This window comes from Pseudomonas sp. N2-3-1-14, assembly GCF_041228395.1.
In the GTDB taxonomy this organism is placed as follows: domain Bacteria; phylum Pseudomonadota; class Gammaproteobacteria; order Pseudomonadales; family Pseudomonadaceae; genus Aquipseudomonas.
In genome coordinates this window covers 237696-253734 of sequence record NZ_CP166199.1, presented here as the reverse complement: position 1 = coordinate 253734, position 16039 = coordinate 237696, and the positions used below count along the sequence as shown (strand labels likewise).

Here is a 16039-nt window from a genome sequence, read left to right as displayed (position 1 = left end):
CCGAAAAGGTCCTGCATGCCGCTCAACCCTTCATTCATGAGCAGACTCGCCGGTTGGGGCCTGCTGGTCGTGCTTGGCCTGAACCTACGGCCGATCCTCAGTTCCATCAGCCCGTTGCTCGGCGAGATTCGCCAGGCCACGGGCCTGAGTTTCCAGAGCAGCGCCCTGCTTACCAGCCTGCCGGTGGTGTGCATGGGCCTGGTGGCGCTGGTCGGCGTACGCGTAGAGGCGCGACTGGGCGAGCGGCGCGGTATCGCCCTGGGCTTGATGATGATTTTGCTGGCGTGCCTGGCGCGCTGGTTGATGGGCCAGGCGTCGGCGTTGCTGGTCACGGCCTTGCTCGGCGGCGCCGGTGTGGCGCTGATCCAGGCGTTGGTGCCGGCGATGATCAAACGTGAATTCCATCACCGGGTGCCGGTGGCGATGGGTGTGTATTCAGCGTCGTTGATGGCCGGCGGCGGGCTGGCCGCACTGCTCAGCCCGGTGGTGGCCACGCATTTCCAGCAATGGCAGGCGGGGTTGGGCGTGTGGCTGTTGCCGGCGCTGGGGGCGTTGCTGTTGTGGGCCTGGTTGCCGTTGGGTGCGCCGCGCAATCCTCACATGGCGCCCGCATTCAAAGGCCTGCGCAATCGTCGCGCGTGGCTGCTGGCGCTGTATTTCGGTTTGGTGAACTGCGGCTACATGAGCCTGGTGGCGTGGCTGCCTGCGTACTATCAGCAACTGGGCTGGGGCGTGTTGCCGAGCGGTTCGTTGCTGGCCTTCATGACCATCTTCCAGGTGATCGCCGCGCTGTTGATGCCGGTGCTGGCGCAACGCGGTGTCGACCGTCGTCCGTTGCTGGGCATCAGCCTGTTGGCGCAAACCATCGGCTATCTGGGCCTGATCATCGCGCCGCTGGACTATCCGCACCTGTGGGTGGCGCTGTGCGGCTTCGGCCTGGGCGCGTGTTTCGCCCTGAGCCTGCTGCTGACCCTCGACCATCACCGCGACCCACGCCAAGCTGGGCAACTGGCCGCCTTCGTGCAAGGCGTGGGCTTTCTGATCAACGCGATTTCACCGTGGCTCACCGGCTGGCTGCGCCAACTCACCGGCGGCTTTGTCAGCGCCTGGGTGGTGCTGACGGTAACCGCGGTGGCGATGCTGCTGGTGACACGGGTGTTCAGCCCGGCCACCTATCGCAGCACATCAGAAGTCATAGCGCCCGGTCACGCCTAACGTGCGCGGTGTGCCCAGCAGGCCTTCGTAGCCGCCGTTGCCGCCGGTCCACAGGGTGGTGTAGTAGGTTTTGTCGAAGGCGTTTTTCAGCCACAACGACACGTCCCACTGCCCTTGCTGATAGTTGCCGCGCAGGCCGGTAGAGAGGTTGACCACGGCGTAGGCGGGGATCTGCCCGTAGTCGGAATCCTCCACGGTGCCCACCGCTTTGGAGCGGAACGCGTAGCTGGCAGTTACGTAGGGTTCGAAGCCGTTATCCAGGTTCCACTTGTACTCACCGTTGGCGTTGGCGATCCACTTGGACGCGCCGACCACCTGGTGGCCGGTCAGGTCGCAGGACGCCGGCGCGCCCGGACGCAGGCTGACTTCCGGTGGGCACGGCGCATCTTTGTAAGACAGGTAACTCACATCGTTGAACGAACCGTTGAGGTTCAGCGTCAGGCCCTTGAGCGGCACCAGCGTGCTTTCCACTTCAACCCCGCGCGAGCGCACGGAGCCGGCGTTGGTCAGGTATTGCACGCGGTTGTCCTGGTCGTAGGCATTGGTCTGGTAGCCGTTGACCTGGGTCCAGAACAGGTTGGCATTGAGCTGCAGGCGGCGGTCCCACAGCGTGCTCTTGAAGCCCAGCTCGGCGTTGTTGGCGCGCTCGGTGCCGATCAACAGTGAGTCGGCCCCGGCGGTCGGCGCGGAGCCCACGGCCAGGTTGACCCCACCGGATTTCTCGCCATGAGACAAGGTCGCGTAGCCCAGCAGGTTCTCATTGAAGTGATAGCTGAGGTTCAGCAGCCCCGACGGCGTTGCGCTGTACTGGCTGAGGTCGCCCGAGTCGTACACCCCGGCACGCCCGCGCCGCGCTGTGGCCGCCGCGCCGGTCACTGCCGCGCCACCCACTGGCGCATTGCGCGTGACCCAGGCGCTTTTCTCTTCATAGGTGCCGCGCAGGCCGGCGGTGAAATCCAGGCGCTCGGTGAGGTGCCAGGTGCCTTGGGCGAACAGGGCAAAACTGTCGGTGCGGATATGCCCGTTGCCAACGCTGCTCACATTGTTCAACGCGCCGGTTGGCGTGCCATTCCAGATATCCGCCTTGGGCCCGTAATAGGCGAAGGATTTGTTATCCAGCGAATTGCCGAAGTAATAGGCGCCGAGCACATAGTCGAAGAAGCCACCGGTAGGCGAGGCCAGGCGGAATTCCTGGGACCATTGTTTATCTTCCACCGACACCCCGGCGTTATACGCCGCCGGCACGTTGAGGCCGTCATCGTTGCGCGGGGTGAAATTCCACCAGCGATACGAGCTGACCGAGGTCAGGGTGAAGTCGCTGGGCAGGGTCCAGTTGGCCTCTACAGAGGTGCCGCCCTGGAACACGGTGACGTGCTGGTCGTTGTCCAGATTGACCTTGCGGTGGGTGCCATCCACCAGTGTCGCTCCCGCCGCCGTTGCCCGCGATTGATACAGGTTGGTGCCATTGATGGTCGGCCCGGTGCTGTACAGCACGCGCGTGCCGGCGCTGGAATCTTCCTCGTTGTAGTCGCCGATCCAGCGCAGGTTGAACGTCTCGCTGGGCTTGTACAGCAACTGCCCGCGAAAGCCCTGGCGTGAGCCGCCATTGAGGTCGTGGCCGTTGTATTCGTTCTTGATGTCGCCGTCGCTGCGCGTGCGATAGGCCGAGAAACGCCCGGCGAGGTCATCGGTGAGCGGGCCGGAAATGGTGCCCTTGGTCTGGAAATAACCGTCCTCGCCCAACGAAGTTTCGATGCTGCGCTCCGGGGTAAAACTTGGCGCGCGGGTGCTGATATTGATCACGCCGGCGGTGGTGTTTTTGCCGAACAGCGTGCCTTGCGGGCCGCGCAACACTTCCAGCTGTTCGATGTCCATCAAATCAAACACCGCCATGCCCGGCCGGCCCAGGTACACGTTGTCGATGTACAGCCCTACGCTGCCTTCCAGGCCGTCGCTGGCCGGGTTGTTGCCCAAGCCGCGAATCGACACGCTGGACTGGCGCGCATGCATATAGGCGACGTTGACGCTGGGCACCAACTGCTGCAAATCCTGAATGCGATAGACCCGCTGACTCTCCAGCGCCTGGCCGCCGATGACGCTCATGGGCGTGGGCACTTCCTGGGCGCTTTCGGTACGCCGCCGGGCGGTCACAGTGACGGTCTCAAGCTGGCCGCTGGCGTTTTCGCCCTTGCTTGCCGGCGCGGGTGTTTCGGCGGCCTGGGTCGGCGACCAACTGGTGCTGCCGGCCAGTAACATGGCCATCGGCAAGGACTTCAACAGACTCATAAGCGGCTCCGGACCTCGGAAATATTCCCTATCGAATATTCCATTAGGTTATTTATTTATGTTTTTACGAACATTTACTGCATAAGAGATAGCCTTTATAAGGAGTCGACCTAATGCATAGCCAATGCATTTCCCGGATATTTTTGATGTGAAAAATGCATATCGATCTGCGCCAACTTCGCCACTTCATCGCCCTCGCTGAACAGCGCAGTTTTGTCGCGGCGGCGTTGGCCGTGAACCTCTCGCAGTCGGCGTTCAGCCGCAGCATCCAGGCGCTGGAACACAGCGCCGGGTGCCAACTCGTGGACCGTGGCCGCAAGGACCTGGCGCCCACCAAGCAAGGCCAGGTGCTGCTCGAACATGCGCGTCGGCTGGTCAGCGGCGCGCAGCAACTGGCCAACGAGATCAGCCAGTTCAATGGCCTTGAGGCCGGTGAATTGCGCTTCGGCTGCGGCCCGGCACCGGCGGCCGGGTTGATCCCGCGCGCCATCGGCAGTTTTATCGGGCGTTACCCCAAGGCACGTGTGCAGTTCCAGGTGGATGACTGGCAAAGCCTGAGCAAGCGCCTGCTCAGCGAAGAGTTCGAATTTTTCGTCGCCGACACCCGCCATTTCGAGGCCAACCCGGACTACCACACCCACCGCCTGCGCGCGCGGCGCTGGTATTTCTGCTGCCGCGTCGGGCACCCGTTGGCAAGCCGCGACAGCGTAAGCGCCGCCGAGCTGATGAGCTATCCACTGGCCGTGACCATCCGCCCGCCGAACCTGCGCAAGGTCATTGTCGACCTCAGCGGCCGGCCGGATTACCTGCCCAATGTGGAATGCGAAAACGGCTACAGCCTGATGGGCGTGGTGCTGCGTTCGGACGCTATCGGCATCGTCAGTGCCAACAGCGATGTGCTGCACATGGCGCGGGGTGAACTGGTGTGTTTGACGATTGATGGGCTGGCGGAAGACCTGGAGGAGCGTTACACCCGCTATGGCATTGTCAGCCGCGCGGGGTATCGATTGTCGCCGTTGGCGGAGGCGATGATTGAGCAGATCAAGCAGATTGATGAGTTGGATGAGGATGTGTGTGCATTGGAGAATGTCGCTGTTTGAGTAGCACCCATGCATTCCCTGCATAAAACCCAGTCCTCAAATGCACTTGCCAGCCCACCACCCGAACAGCGAAAACCGTCACCTTTGTTCTGTTCGGTGAAGCCCCATGTCTCAACCAAACCCCGTGCGCAATGTGCTGTACATCATGTGCGACCAACTGCGCCGCGATTACCTGTCGTGCTACGGCCATGCGCATTTGCACACGCCGAATATCGACCGCCTCGCCGTTGCCGGCGTGCGCTTCAGCCGGGCCTACACCCAGGGCACCATTTGCGGGCCGTCGCGGATGTCGGCCTACACCGGGCGCTATGTCAGCAGCCATCAGGTGGCGTGGAACGCGGTGCCGCTGCCGCTCGAAGAGCTGACCATTGGCGATTACCTGCGCCCCCATGGCATCCGCACCGCACTGGTCGGCAAGACCCACGCCACGCCGAATCTGGACGCCCTGCAGCGCCTGAAGATCGACCCCGACAGCGCGCAGGCCGAGCCGCTGAATGAGGTCGGGTTTGACGCGTACATGCGCCACGACGGCATTTACCCCGACAGCCCGCTGTTCGACGACAAACGCGAGTCCGCGCCTTACACCCATTACCTGCGTGACCAGGGCTACGACGGCCGCAACCCGTGGCATGAATGGGCCAATGCCGCCGCCGGTGAAAACGGTGAAATCCTCAGCGGCTGGCACATGCGTCACTCAGGCAAGCCTGCGCGCGTGGCGCAGGAGCATTCGGAAACCGTCTACACCACCGACCGCGCCATCGACTTTATCGCCGAACACGGCGAGCAGCCGTGGTGCCTGCACCTGTCCTACATCAAGCCGCACTGGCCCTATATCGCCCCGGCGCCGTACCACGCGCTGTATGGCGCCGAGCATATCCAGGCGCCCATTCAACCTGAACACACGAGCGATCACCCGGTTTACCACGCCTTCCGCCAGCACCAGGAGAGCCTGAATTTCTCCCGTGATGAGGTGCGGCTGACGGTGATTCCGACCTACATGGGCCTGATCAAACAGGTCGACGATCAACTCGGGCGGCTGTTCGATTTTCTGCAAAGCAACGGCCGTTGGGACGACACGCTGATCGTGTTCACCAGCGACCACGGCGACTTCCTCGGCGATCACTTCCTCGGTGAAAAAGAATTTCTGCTGGAGCCTGCGGTGGGCATTCCGCTGATCGTGCGCGACCCGCGCGCCAGCGCCGACATCAGCCGTGGTTCAGTGGACGCACGCCTGGTGGAAACCATCGACGCCCTGCCAACCTTCCTCGACGCCCTGGGACTGCCAGCGGCTGACCACCGCCTGGAGGGCCGCTCGCTGATCCCGCTGTTGCACGGCAAGGACATCACTTGGCGCAACTACGCCATCGCCGAATACGACTATGCGTTCCAGGCCCCGGCCCGCGAGCGTCTGGAGCAGCCCATCGACCGCTGCCGCATGACCATGGTGCGCAGCGAGCACTGGAAGTACCTCGCGTATGACGGCTTTCGCCCACAGCTGTTTGATCTGGAAAATGATCCACAGGAGTTGCACGACCTGGGCGCCGACCCGGCCTATGCGGCGGTGCGCGAGACGCACGTGGGGTATTTGTTTGATTGGCTGCGCGGGTTGAAGCGGCGCACCACTATCAGCCATGCAGAGATCGCGCTGCGTGGCCAACGCTTTCGGTATGGTGAGCCAGAGGCAGAGAAGGTCGTGCAGATAGGCGTCTGGTAAACACCACAAAACAAATGTGGGAGCGGGCTTGCCTGCGATGCCGGCACCTGGGTGTATCAGACACACCCCGGCGATGCTATCGCAGGCAAGCCAGCTCCCACACAGACCTGCTCCGACATTTGGAACTGGGTTCGCTTAGAGACCTTTGGTGGTTTTGCTGGATTGCCCTTGCACACCCACCGGCACGTCGCCCTTGAGCGTCACCCGGCGCACGATGCGTTCCTGGGTGCCGTAGTCATCCACCGCGTAATGCTGGGTGGCGCGGTTGTCCCAGATCGCCACGTCGCCGGCATTCCAGCGCCAGCGCACGGTGTTTTCAAGGCGCGTGACGTGGCCTTGCAGCAGGTTGAACAGCTGCGTCGAGTCCGCCTGGGAATAGCCTTTGAGGCGCTTGACGAAGTGCCCCAACAGCAAAGTTTTCTCGCCGCTGACCGGGTGCACACGCACCACTGGATGTTCGGTTTCGTACACCGTAGAGGTGAAAATTTTGCGGTACTCCTCAAGCTTTTCCACCGATACGTCCGGCTTGCGCCCGGCGTAATCGTATTCGTTGCTGTGTATCGCCCACAGGTTGTCGGCCAGGGCGCGCAGCTCGACGCTGAGGTCGTTGTAGGCACTGGCGGTGTTGGCCCATACCGTATCGCCACCGGATTTTGGCGCCAGCACCGAACGCAGGATCGAGGCTTTCGGGTAGGCGTCGACGAAGGTCACGTCGGTGTGCCAGGAGTTGGCGCGCTGGCCGCGCGTGCCGTCCAGTTCCAGCAGGAACCGCGTGCCGTCGCGCACCGGCACGGTCGGGTGGGCAATCGGCTCACCGAGCAGGTGAGCGAAGGCTTCCTGGCTCTGGTCATCAAGGTGGGTCTGCTCGCGAAAGAAGATCACTTTGTACTGCACCAGCGCTTGCTGGATGGCGTCGACGGTGGCGGCATCCAGGCCACCGGACAGTTTGATGCCACGGATTTCGGCGCCGATGCGGCCAGCAACCGGGTGGATGTCCAGCGCCTGGGCGACGGGTTGAACGGCTAATGCGGCGTTGCTCATGGTGAAGACCCTCATGTGCCTGCTGATGGTGGGGATGCTTTCCGGCAACGCTCTATTGATATGCATTTTAGATCTAGCAAATGAATCAATGCTTCGTTGACGGAATAAGAGCTTGCATTTAAAACCTCAGCTCCCTGGGTCGCAAATGCCTTCGACCTATTTTTCAAATGCCGGGAAAGCATATGGATCTTCGCCAACTGCGCTACTTCATCGCCCTCAACGAACACCGCAGTTTCGTGCGCGCAGCGGACGCCATGGGTATCACCCAACCCGCCTTCAGCCGCAGCATTCAAGGGCTGGAGCAGGAGTTCGGCTGTGTGCTGGTCGATCGCGGCAACAAGGATCTACGCCCCACGCCCGAGGGCCAGGTGGTGCTGCAACACGCCTTGAGCCTGGTGCATGGCGCCGCCCTGCTGAGCAGTGAAGTGACGCGCATGACCAAACTCGATGCCGGTGACCTGCGCTTTGGCACCGGCCCGGCGCCGGCCGTGAAACTGGTGCCGGATGCGGTGGCACGGTTTATCGGTGCACACCCGAAAATCCGTACCAGTTTCCAGGTGGACAACTGGGAGAAACTCAGCCGCGCCTTGAGCCGTGAAGAGATCGAATTTTTTATCGCCGACATTCGCCAGTTCGAAGCCGACCCGAACTTCCAGACCCGCGCACTGACGCCCAAGCGCGGGGTGTTTTTTTGCCGACCGGGGCACCCGCTATTGGCCAAGGACAGCTTGTCGACCAACGACATGTTCGACTACCCGCTGGCCTCACCGTTGATCTCCCAGGGCATTCGCAAACTGCTGGCGAACCTGAGTGGGCGCATGGACTTTTCACCGAGCATTCAGACCGAGCATTTCCCGGCGCTGGTGAAGATCGTGCTGCAGTCCGATGCGATTGGCGTGGGCACTGAAGAGGCGTTTGCCGAAGACATCGCCCAGGGCTCGCTGGTGCTGCTGCACTGGCGCAACCTGCCGCAAAACCTGGAGACCATGAGCGCGCGTTGCGGGATTGTCAGCCGCACCGGGTCGCGGTTGTCGCCGGCGGCCAAGGCGATGATCGAGACGTTGGTGGCGGTGGACAGGCAGGAGGTGAGTGTGGCGGTTTGAAGGCCTCATCGCGGGCAAGCCCGCTCCCACAGTTGGAAGGCGTTCCCCTGTGGGAGCGGGCTTGCCCGCGATAGCGATAACCCAGCCACCACCAGCCTCAGAGCCCCGCCGCCGCCAGGTTCGGCGCCACCCAATCACTCACCTGAAACGACTTGCGGATCAGCCGCTCTTTGGACGCCAAGTCCACCGCGTCCTGCAATTTGCCGAGGAACACCGGGTCCAGGGTCGAGGGGAAAATCTCGCTGAGTTTCTGGTCTTTCAGATCGTTGGTCAGGATCACCGGCGGGTAACTGGCCAGCCCCGACACCAGGTCGATGTAAGCCTGCTTGTTGTTGTCATCGGTCAACCACTGCACCGCCTGCTGCTGGGCCTTGAGCAACGTGGCCACGGCTTGCGGGTGCTGATCCACAAACTTGGCACTGCCCACCAGCACCGCCTGCACGCTGCCGGCGCCACCGATGTCCTTGGTGGTCAGCGGTATTTCGGCCAGGCCCTTGGCTTGCAGCGCCGTGAGGCCTGAACCGCCCCAGGTGGCGTCAATCTGCTTGGCGGCCAAGGCGGCAATGGCGGCGCTGAAGTCCAGGTTGATGACTTTCAGATCCTTCTCACTCAAGCCCTGGCTGGCCAGCGCGGTGTCGAATGACAACTGGCTGGCCGTGCCGCGGAACACAGCGACGCGCTTGCCCTTGAGGTCTTGCAAGGTCTTGATGCCGGAGCCTGGCACCACGGCGAGGTAATGCTTGACGCCGCGCGCCGAGGCGCTGAGCAAGCGCGTGTCCAGGCCATTGGAGCGACCGATGATCGCCGCCAGGTCGCCCAGGTAAGCCAGGTCCACCTGGCCGTTGGCAAAGGCCTCATTGATCACCGGGCCTGCGCCCTTGAAGTAATTCCATTGAATCTTGATGCCTTGGTCGGCAAAGGCCTTTTCGAAGATCTGCTGACTTTGCAGTACATCGGTCACCCCACCGCCGCTGTGCTGGCTGCCCGCACTGAGGTCGGGCACGGCGATGCGAATTTCCGTGAGATCGGCAGCGTGCACCAACCCGGCCAGGGCGGTGCCGGCGAACAGGCTGATCAGACGTTTGAAGGGCAGTTTCATAAGCGCAGCTCCTGGTGGGCGACGGTCGCCTGGGGAGCAGAAAGTAGGCACAGGCCGATCAAAACTTTAAATACTATAAATTCACAATTTAATAGCTTTTTGGACTATGCGAGCTAAAACGCAGGCTCCAGAGGGATATGCATAAACAGCATCGAAAATATTCTTCGAATGCATTGGATGCGTGTCGGGCAGAGGCTTTAAATGATTTTTCTTATCCCACAATCATCTTGATTGCATTTTTCTAAGATCGAAATCAAATAACGCCCACGGCGACAACGGAGGTCCTCCATGGCCCGAATTTCACTTCTGAGCCTACCTCTGGCGGCCACCGGCAAAGACGCCGCGCCGCGCTGGCCGACATTGAGCGAACGCCTCATACCCTGGCTGCTGCCGCTGGGACTGTTTGCGCTGTGGTGGCTGGCCAGCCGCAATCACTGGATGAGCGAGCAGATTCTGCCGCCGCCCTCGCTGGTCTGGAGCAGCGCCGTGGAACTGGCCGGCGGCGAGTTGTGGAGCCATCTGGCGATCAGCGTGCAGCGTTTGTTCTGGGGGCTGCTGGCCGGTGTCGGCGCAGGCGCCCTTTTGGGCGCGCTGTTGGGGTTCAGCGCCCGCGCGGAGCGCCTGATATTTCCAACCTTCAGCGCGCTGTCGCAAGTGCCGACCCTGGCATGGATTCCGCTGTTCATGGTGTTTTTCGGCATCGGCGAAACCCTGAAACTGGTGGTGCTGGTCAAGGCAATCGTAGTGCCCGTCACCCTGCATACCCTGGTCGGCGTGCGTGATGCCCAGCCCAACCTGCGTGAAGCCGCCCACGTGCTGCGCCTGCCCCCGCACCTGCTGATCCGCCGCCTGATCCTGCCCGCCGCGCTGCCGGCATTCATGGCCGGGGTACGCCTGGCCTTGGCGGCCGGCTGGACGTCGTTGCTGGCGGTGGAGTTGCTGGCGTCCAGTGAAGGCATCGGCTACCTGATGGTCTGGGCGCGCCAGTTGTTCATGCTCGACATCGTGTTCGTGTGCATCGTGGTCATCGGCGTGCTGGGCGTGGTGATGGACCGCGGCATCGGCTGGCTGGATCGCAAATGGGTGCACTGGCCGCACCCGGCCACCGCGCAGATTCGTCGCGGGCCGCGCTATCAAGGCTGGCAGCGCCTGCAACCGTGGTTACTGCCGCTGCTGTTGGTAGCGTTGTGGCAGGCGGCGACGCAGCAGGGCTGGGTGGACGCCAATATTCTGGTCAGCCCATGGACGGTGCTGCAAACCACAGGCGCCGGCGTGCGGGATGGCAGCCTGTCCGGCGCCCTGGGCAAAAGCCTGGGCCGCACACTGGGCGGCCTGCTGCTGGGCGGCGGCCTGGGCTTTGCCATGGGCCTGTGGCTGGGGCTGTCGCGACGCAGTGAGCGCGTACTCGGCCCGACCTTGGCCGCACTGCGCCAGATCGCCATTTTTGCCTGGGTGCCGTTGCTCACCGCGTGGTTCGGCCTGGGCGAGTTGGCCAAGTCGGTGTTTATCGCACTCGCCGCGTTTTTCCCGCTGTTTATCGCCACCCAACGCAGCGTGCTGAACCTGTCGCCGCAACTGCGCGAGGCAGCGCAAGTGCTGCGCCTGAGCCTGTTGCAAGGCCTGCGCCGTCTGGTGTTGCCGGGCGCGGCGGCGGGGATTTTCGCCGGCCTGCGCCTGAGCCTGATCTACGCCTGGCTCGGCACCATCGGCGCGGAATACTTCATGCCGTCCAATGGCGGCATCGGCAGCCTGATGATCGGCGCCCAGCAACTGCTGCGCATGGACGTGATCATGGGCGGCATGCTGCTGGTCGGCCTTACCGGCGCCACGCTCAATGTTATCGGCCAACGCATCGAAACCCGCGCCACCCGCTGGAGACACGCATGAACGCACCTATCGTCCGCTTCAACCATGTGGGCAAATCCTTCGACGTCGACGGCTTCGCGTTGGAAGCCATTCGTGAATTCAACCTGGAGATTGCCGAGGGCGAATTTGTCGCGATTGTCGGCTCCAGCGGCTGCGGCAAATCCACCCTGCTGCGCCTGTTGGTGGGGCTCGATACGCAGTTTCGCGGCGACATCCAGGTCGACGGTAAGGCCGTAGACGGCATCGGCGGCGAGCGCGGCATTGTGTTCCAGGAGCACCGCCTGTTCCCCTGGCTGACCGTGGCGCAAAACATCGGCCTGGGTCTGGTCAACGAGCCGCTGAGCGAAGCCGAGCGCAACCGCCGCATCAGCGACTTTATCGAGCTGGTGGGCCTGAGCGACTTCACCCGCGCCTATCCCCATCAGCTGTCCGGCGGCATGGCGCAACGGGTGGCGATCGCCCGTGGCCTGGTCGCCAGCCCGCGCATCCTGCTGCTAGACGAGCCGTTCGGCGCCCTGGACGCACTGACCCGCCAACAAATGCAGGAAGAGCTGTTGGCGATCCGCGCGCGCGCCAGGATCACCACGGTGTTGGTGACCCACGACGTGGAAGAGGCGATTTTCCTCGCCGATCGCGTGGTGGTGATGGAGCCCCGGCCTGGGCGGATCAAGCAAATCGTCGATATCGCCCTGCCCCATCCGCGCCAGCGCAGCAGCTTCGAATTCCACCAGCTGCGCGAAGAACTGCTGCATGAACTGATCAGCGATGACCACTATCAGCCGCCCGTGCGCGAACAGATTCGCGACCTGCCGCTGGCCTTTATTGCCTGCTGAAGAGGAGTGCCGTGATGCCGCAACGTCCCAATTTTCTCGTGATCCTGGCCGATGACATGGGCTTTTCCGACCTCGGCGCGTTCGGCGGGGAAATCTCTACGCCGCACCTGGATGCCCTGGCGCTCAAGGGTCTGCGCCTGACCGACTTCCACACCGCGCCGACCTGCTCTCCCACGCGCTCGATGCTGCTGACCGGCACCGACCATCACATCGCTGGCATCGGCACCATGGCCGAGGCGCTCACGCCGGAGCTGATCGGCAAACCGGGTTACGAGGGCTACCTCAACGACAACGTCGTGGCGCTGCCGGAGCTGCTGCGCGAGGCCGGTTACCAGACCTTGATGAGCGGCAAATGGCACCTGGGCCTCACCGCCGAACTCGCGCCGCATGCGCGGGGGTTCGAGCGGTCGTTTTCACTGTTGCCCGGCGCCGCCAACCACTATGGCTTTGAGCCGACCTATGACGACGACACGCCAGGCTTGCTCAAATCCACCCCGGCGCTGTACATCGAGGACGACACCTTCGTCGCGCAACTGCCCGAGGGGTTCTATTCCTCCGATGCGTTTGGCGACAAGCTGCTGCAGTACCTCAAGGAGCGCGACCAGGCGCGGCCGTTCTTCGCTTACCTACCGTTTTCGGCGCCGCATTGGCCGTTGCAGGCGCCGGCGGACATTGTCGAAAAATACCGTGGCCGCTACGACGCCGGCCCCGAAGTGCTGCGCCTGGAACGCCTGGAAAAGCTCAAGGCGCTGGGGTTGATCGACGCCCATGTCGAGCCGCATCCGCTGATTGAGCTGAACACCCAATGGGCGGCCTTGAGCGATGAACAGCGCCAGCTCTCGGCCCGCGCGATGGAAGTGTATGCGGCGATGGTCGAGCGCATGGACTGGAACATCGGCCGGGTGGTGGAGTACCTGCGCCGCCAGGGGCAACTGGACAATACCTTCATCGTGTTCATGTCCGATAACGGCGCCGAGGGCGCGCTGCTGGAAGCCTTCCCCACGTTCGGGCCGCAGCTGTTGACCTATCTCAACCAGCATTACGACAACAGCCTGGAAAACATCGGCCGTGCCAACTCGTACGTCTGGTACGGGCCGTCATGGGCGCAGGTGGCGACCGCGCCCTCGCGGCTGTTCAAGGCGTTTACCACCGAGGGTGGCATTCGGGTGCCGGCGCTGGTGCACTACCCGCCACTGGCGCTCAACGGGCGGATCAGCCATGGGTTCGGCACGGTGATGGATATTACGCCGACGATTCTGGACCTGGCCGGTGTACGCCACCCCGGCAAGCACTGGCGCGGCAAGCCGGTGGCGCCGTTGCGGGGCAAGTCGTGGCTGGGCTTTTTGTCCGGCGAGACCAATCAGGTGCACGACGAACATACCGTCACCGGCTGGGAGCTGTTCGGCCGCCGCGCGATTCGCCAGGGCCAGTGGAAAGCCGTGTACATCCCAGGCCCGGCAGGGCCGGCGACGTGGCAACTGTATGACCTGGGCCAGGACCCCGGAGAAATCCATGATCTGGCCTTGAGTCACCCGGACAAACTCGAGACCCTGATCGGCCACTGGCAGCAGTACGTGGACGAGACCGGCGTGGTGCTCAGCGCGTCGCCGTTTCAGCCGGATTGAGCCCGGCCTGTGTGCGGGCCTGCGGTTCCAGGCGGTTGGCCCGCGCAAAGGTGCCGAAATCGTTGAAGCGCACGCCCATCTCGCGCATTACCTTGTGCGCCACCCTGGCGGTCATCTGGCGGATGTAAAACGGCTCTTTCACCACAAAATGGTGGATGCCATGGGTGCTGCCGAAGTTGAAGCAAAACGCTTGCAGCGGCCACATCCACCAGGGGTTGAGCACCTGGGTTTGCTGGATCACGTTGCCCAGCTCCACATCACCGTAGTAGTGCATGTTGGAGCTGACAAAGTGCAGGCAGAAGGTGCGCAGCACGTTGGGGGCAATGATCACCACGGCGGCGATGTCGATCACCTGCATCACCTGCAAGGTGCCGGCTGACCAGGCGATCGGCGCGCCCATCAGGCTGGCGATGCCATTGGCCGCATGAAAGCCCAAAAACACATACCACGCGCCCCAATGCAGCAGCGCCAAGGGCGCGTACACCAACAGCGAGCGCTTGAGGATGTTGAATTTGTGCTTCCAGGTCCTGGCGCGCAGCATGCGGATGAACGCCGACATGAAGTTGTCACCCACCATCAGCAACCGCGCCAGGCCCCACGGCTCGCCATTGGTGATGGCGCGTTCTTCCATATCAGTCTCGGTGCCGGACACCTTGTGGTGATTGAGGTGCAGATGCCGGCGTATCCACGGGTTGATGGTGCTCGGCCGCGCCAGCCATACCAGGCCCATCATCAGGTTGTGGGGCAGGCGTTGCTTGCGAAAGTACATGCTGTGGATCAGGTCGTGTTCCAGCTCGTGGGTCAGCGAGGCGAGGAAGGCATTGAGCAGCAGGCAAACCCACCACGCCATGTGGCCGGTGATGTAGAGCGCCGCCGAGCCGAGCATGCCCAGCAAGGCAAACGCCAGAATGCCCGCGCCCAGGGCGTCCTGGTGCCGCAACCAGGGGTGTTGCTGGCGCAATCTGGCCCCTTCGGCGAGCACCACGTCACGGATATGCGCTGAACGCTGTTGTGCGTTCATCTGCTGGGGACTTGCAGAAGTACCGTCCATGCTTCCATCCTCTTGGTTATTGATTGATGCATCCTGGCCCAAGCGGTGCGCCAGGGCATCAGCCCCACACGCCAACCTGTTGACCGCAAGCGCCAATCGTCATGCCCGAAGCCACTTCCCTCGCCAGCTGGACCCGCGCCCTGCGCAAGCAGCTCGACGCCCTGGACCTCGACAGCGCCGCCCTGTGTGCGCAAGCCGGGCTCGACCCGCAGCAGATAGACGACCCCAACGCGCGCTATCCGTTGTCGGCCACCACGCGGTTATGGGCACTGGCCGTGCAGGCCAGCGGCGACCCGGCCATCGGCTTGCGGGTGTCGCGGTTTGTCAGCCCGACCACCTTTCATGCGCTGGGTTATGCGTTGGTGGCCAGCGGCAGCCTGCGCGAGGTGTTCGAGCGGATTGTGCGTTATCACCAAGTGGTCAGCGATGCGCTGACGCTGGAGCTTAGTCGAGAGGGCGAGCGCTATTGCTTTCGCCTGCTGCAACCCGCCGGCAGCCCGGCACCGGCGCTGGAAGCGATTGATGCGTTTGCAGCGATCTATGTGCGCACCTGCCGAAATCGGCTCGGCCGTGAGTACGCGCCGCTGGCGGTGTACCTGCAGCGCCCGGAGCCGGCCGACCCCACGCCGTGGCACACGGTGTTTCGCGCACCGGTATTCTTTGGCGCCGAGGAAGACCGCCTGGAGTTTGCCGCGCGGGACTTCGACAGCCACTTGGATGACGCCAACCCGGAGTTGGCCGAACACAATGAAACCGTGCTCAAACGCACCCTCGCCCAGCTGCAACCGCTGACTTGGGAGCGCAAGGTGCGCGCGGCCATCGAGGCGCAATTGCCTGAGGGTGAGCCGAGTGCCGAACGGATCGCCCAGGCGTTGCATTTGAGTTTGCGCAGCTTGCAACGGCATCTGGCCGATGAAGGCTGCCGGTTTGACGCGTTGCTCAATGAATGTCGGGAGAATCTCGCGCTGCTGCACTTGCGGGATCCGCAGTGCTCATTGGCCGAGATCAGCCACTTGCTTGGGTTTGCCGATACCAGCAGTTTTAATCGCGCGTTCAAGCGCTGGACGGGGATGACGCCGGGGCAGTTTCGGGATGGGTTGCGCTAG

The 16039-nt window shown here is 63.0% G+C and carries 12 protein-coding genes; 8 read left to right on the top strand and 4 right to left on the bottom strand.

Annotated elements, in window-relative coordinates; genetic code table 11:
* Nucleotides 1–15: 15 nt before the first annotated feature.
* Entirely contained in the window at nt 16–1215 is a 1200-nt protein-coding gene (locus AB5I78_RS01060; protein WP_242201430.1) for a CynX/NimT family MFS transporter, read from the top strand.
* Here the strand turns inward: AB5I78_RS01060 and AB5I78_RS01055 are convergent.
* Complete coding sequence (locus tag AB5I78_RS01055) at nt 1186–3501, bottom strand: TonB-dependent receptor (RefSeq protein ID WP_145159730.1); 2316 nt, start codon at nt 3499–3501, stop codon at nt 1186–1188. The genes AB5I78_RS01060 and AB5I78_RS01055 overlap by 30 nt on opposite strands.
* Before the next feature lie 155 nt (nt 3502–3656).
* Between AB5I78_RS01055 and AB5I78_RS01050 the strand changes: the two genes are divergently transcribed.
* Entirely contained in the window at nt 3657–4601 is a 945-nt protein-coding gene (locus AB5I78_RS01050; protein WP_369301804.1) for a LysR family transcriptional regulator, read from the top strand.
* A 106-nt stretch (nt 4602–4707) separates the two neighbouring features.
* Complete coding sequence (locus AB5I78_RS01045) at nt 4708–6315, top strand: alkaline phosphatase family protein (RefSeq protein ID WP_369301805.1); 1608 nt, start codon at nt 4708–4710, stop codon at nt 6313–6315.
* Between the two features lie 135 nt (nt 6316–6450).
* Here the strand turns inward: AB5I78_RS01045 and AB5I78_RS01040 are convergent, their stop codons facing one another.
* A complete protein-coding gene (locus AB5I78_RS01040) occupies nt 6451–7356 on the bottom strand; it encodes a TauD/TfdA dioxygenase family protein (RefSeq protein ID WP_369301806.1) in 906 nt (301 codons plus the stop codon).
* A gap of 182 nt (nt 7357–7538) precedes the next feature.
* Between AB5I78_RS01040 and AB5I78_RS01035 the strand changes: the two genes are divergently transcribed.
* Complete coding sequence (locus tag AB5I78_RS01035) at nt 7539–8459, top strand: LysR family transcriptional regulator (RefSeq protein ID WP_145159722.1); 921 nt, start codon at nt 7539–7541, stop codon at nt 8457–8459.
* Between the two features lie 97 nt (nt 8460–8556).
* Here the strand turns inward: AB5I78_RS01035 and AB5I78_RS01030 are convergent, their stop codons facing one another.
* The gene (locus tag AB5I78_RS01030) at nt 8557–9558 is read right to left on the bottom strand and encodes an ABC transporter substrate-binding protein (protein ID WP_145159720.1); all 1002 of its coding nucleotides are present in this window, start codon (nt 9556–9558) and stop codon (nt 8557–8559) included.
* A 288-nt stretch (nt 9559–9846) separates the two neighbouring features.
* On the opposite strand from AB5I78_RS01030, the gene AB5I78_RS01025 reads away from it, so the two are divergent.
* The 3 genes from AB5I78_RS01025 to AB5I78_RS01015 are packed head-to-tail and all read left to right on the top strand — an operon-like array spanning nt 9847 to nt 13882.
* Nucleotides 9847–11445: an ABC transporter permease gene (locus AB5I78_RS01025; protein WP_369301807.1), complete on the top strand. Its 1599-nt coding sequence runs from the start codon at nt 9847–9849 to the stop codon at nt 11443–11445.
* Nucleotides 11442–12257 (top strand): ABC transporter ATP-binding protein, encoded by an 816-nt coding sequence (locus AB5I78_RS01020; RefSeq protein ID WP_369301808.1) that lies wholly within the window; start codon nt 11442–11444, stop codon nt 12255–12257. Before AB5I78_RS01025 ends, AB5I78_RS01020 begins: the two co-directional genes overlap by 4 nt.
* 14 nt (nt 12258–12271) lie before the next feature.
* Nucleotides 12272–13882 carry an arylsulfatase gene (locus AB5I78_RS01015; RefSeq protein ID WP_369301809.1) on the top strand — a complete coding sequence of 537 codons (1611 nt, stop codon included), beginning with the start codon at nt 12272–12274 and terminating at the stop codon, nt 13880–13882.
* Here the strand turns inward: AB5I78_RS01015 and AB5I78_RS01010 are convergent.
* Nucleotides 13854–14933, bottom strand: coding sequence for a fatty acid desaturase (locus AB5I78_RS01010; RefSeq protein WP_369301810.1), 1080 nt, complete (start codon nt 14931–14933; stop codon nt 13854–13856). The two genes, AB5I78_RS01015 and AB5I78_RS01010, sit on opposite strands and share 29 nt — an antisense overlap.
* A gap of 101 nt (nt 14934–15034) precedes the next feature.
* Here AB5I78_RS01010 and AB5I78_RS01005 point away from each other — a divergent pair, with 101 nt between their 5' ends.
* Nucleotides 15035–16039 (top strand): AraC family transcriptional regulator, encoded by a 1005-nt coding sequence (locus AB5I78_RS01005; RefSeq protein ID WP_369301811.1) that lies wholly within the window; start codon nt 15035–15037, stop codon nt 16037–16039.

Coding starts and splice junctions, on each gene's coding strand:
- AB5I78_RS01060 (WP_242201430.1), top strand. CDS start 16: ATGCCGCTCAACCCTTCATTCATGAGCAGACTCGCCGGTTGGGGCCTG.
- AB5I78_RS01055 (WP_145159730.1), bottom strand. CDS start 3,501: ATGAGTCTGTTGAAGTCCTTGCCGATGGCCATGTTACTGGCCGGCAGC.
- AB5I78_RS01050 (WP_369301804.1), top strand. CDS start 3,657: ATGCATATCGATCTGCGCCAACTTCGCCACTTCATCGCCCTCGCTGAA.
- AB5I78_RS01045 (WP_369301805.1), top strand. CDS start 4,708: ATGTCTCAACCAAACCCCGTGCGCAATGTGCTGTACATCATGTGCGAC.
- AB5I78_RS01040 (WP_369301806.1), bottom strand. CDS start 7,356: ATGAGCAACGCCGCATTAGCCGTTCAACCCGTCGCCCAGGCGCTGGAC.
- AB5I78_RS01035 (WP_145159722.1), top strand. CDS start 7,539: ATGGATCTTCGCCAACTGCGCTACTTCATCGCCCTCAACGAACACCGC.
- AB5I78_RS01030 (WP_145159720.1), bottom strand. CDS start 9,558: ATGAAACTGCCCTTCAAACGTCTGATCAGCCTGTTCGCCGGCACCGCC.
- AB5I78_RS01025 (WP_369301807.1), top strand. CDS start 9,847: ATGGCCCGAATTTCACTTCTGAGCCTACCTCTGGCGGCCACCGGCAAA.
- AB5I78_RS01020 (WP_369301808.1), top strand. CDS start 11,442: ATGAACGCACCTATCGTCCGCTTCAACCATGTGGGCAAATCCTTCGAC.
- AB5I78_RS01015 (WP_369301809.1), top strand. CDS start 12,272: ATGCCGCAACGTCCCAATTTTCTCGTGATCCTGGCCGATGACATGGGC.
- AB5I78_RS01010 (WP_369301810.1), bottom strand. CDS start 14,933: ATGGACGGTACTTCTGCAAGTCCCCAGCAGATGAACGCACAACAGCGT.
- AB5I78_RS01005 (WP_369301811.1), top strand. CDS start 15,035: ATGCCCGAAGCCACTTCCCTCGCCAGCTGGACCCGCGCCCTGCGCAAG.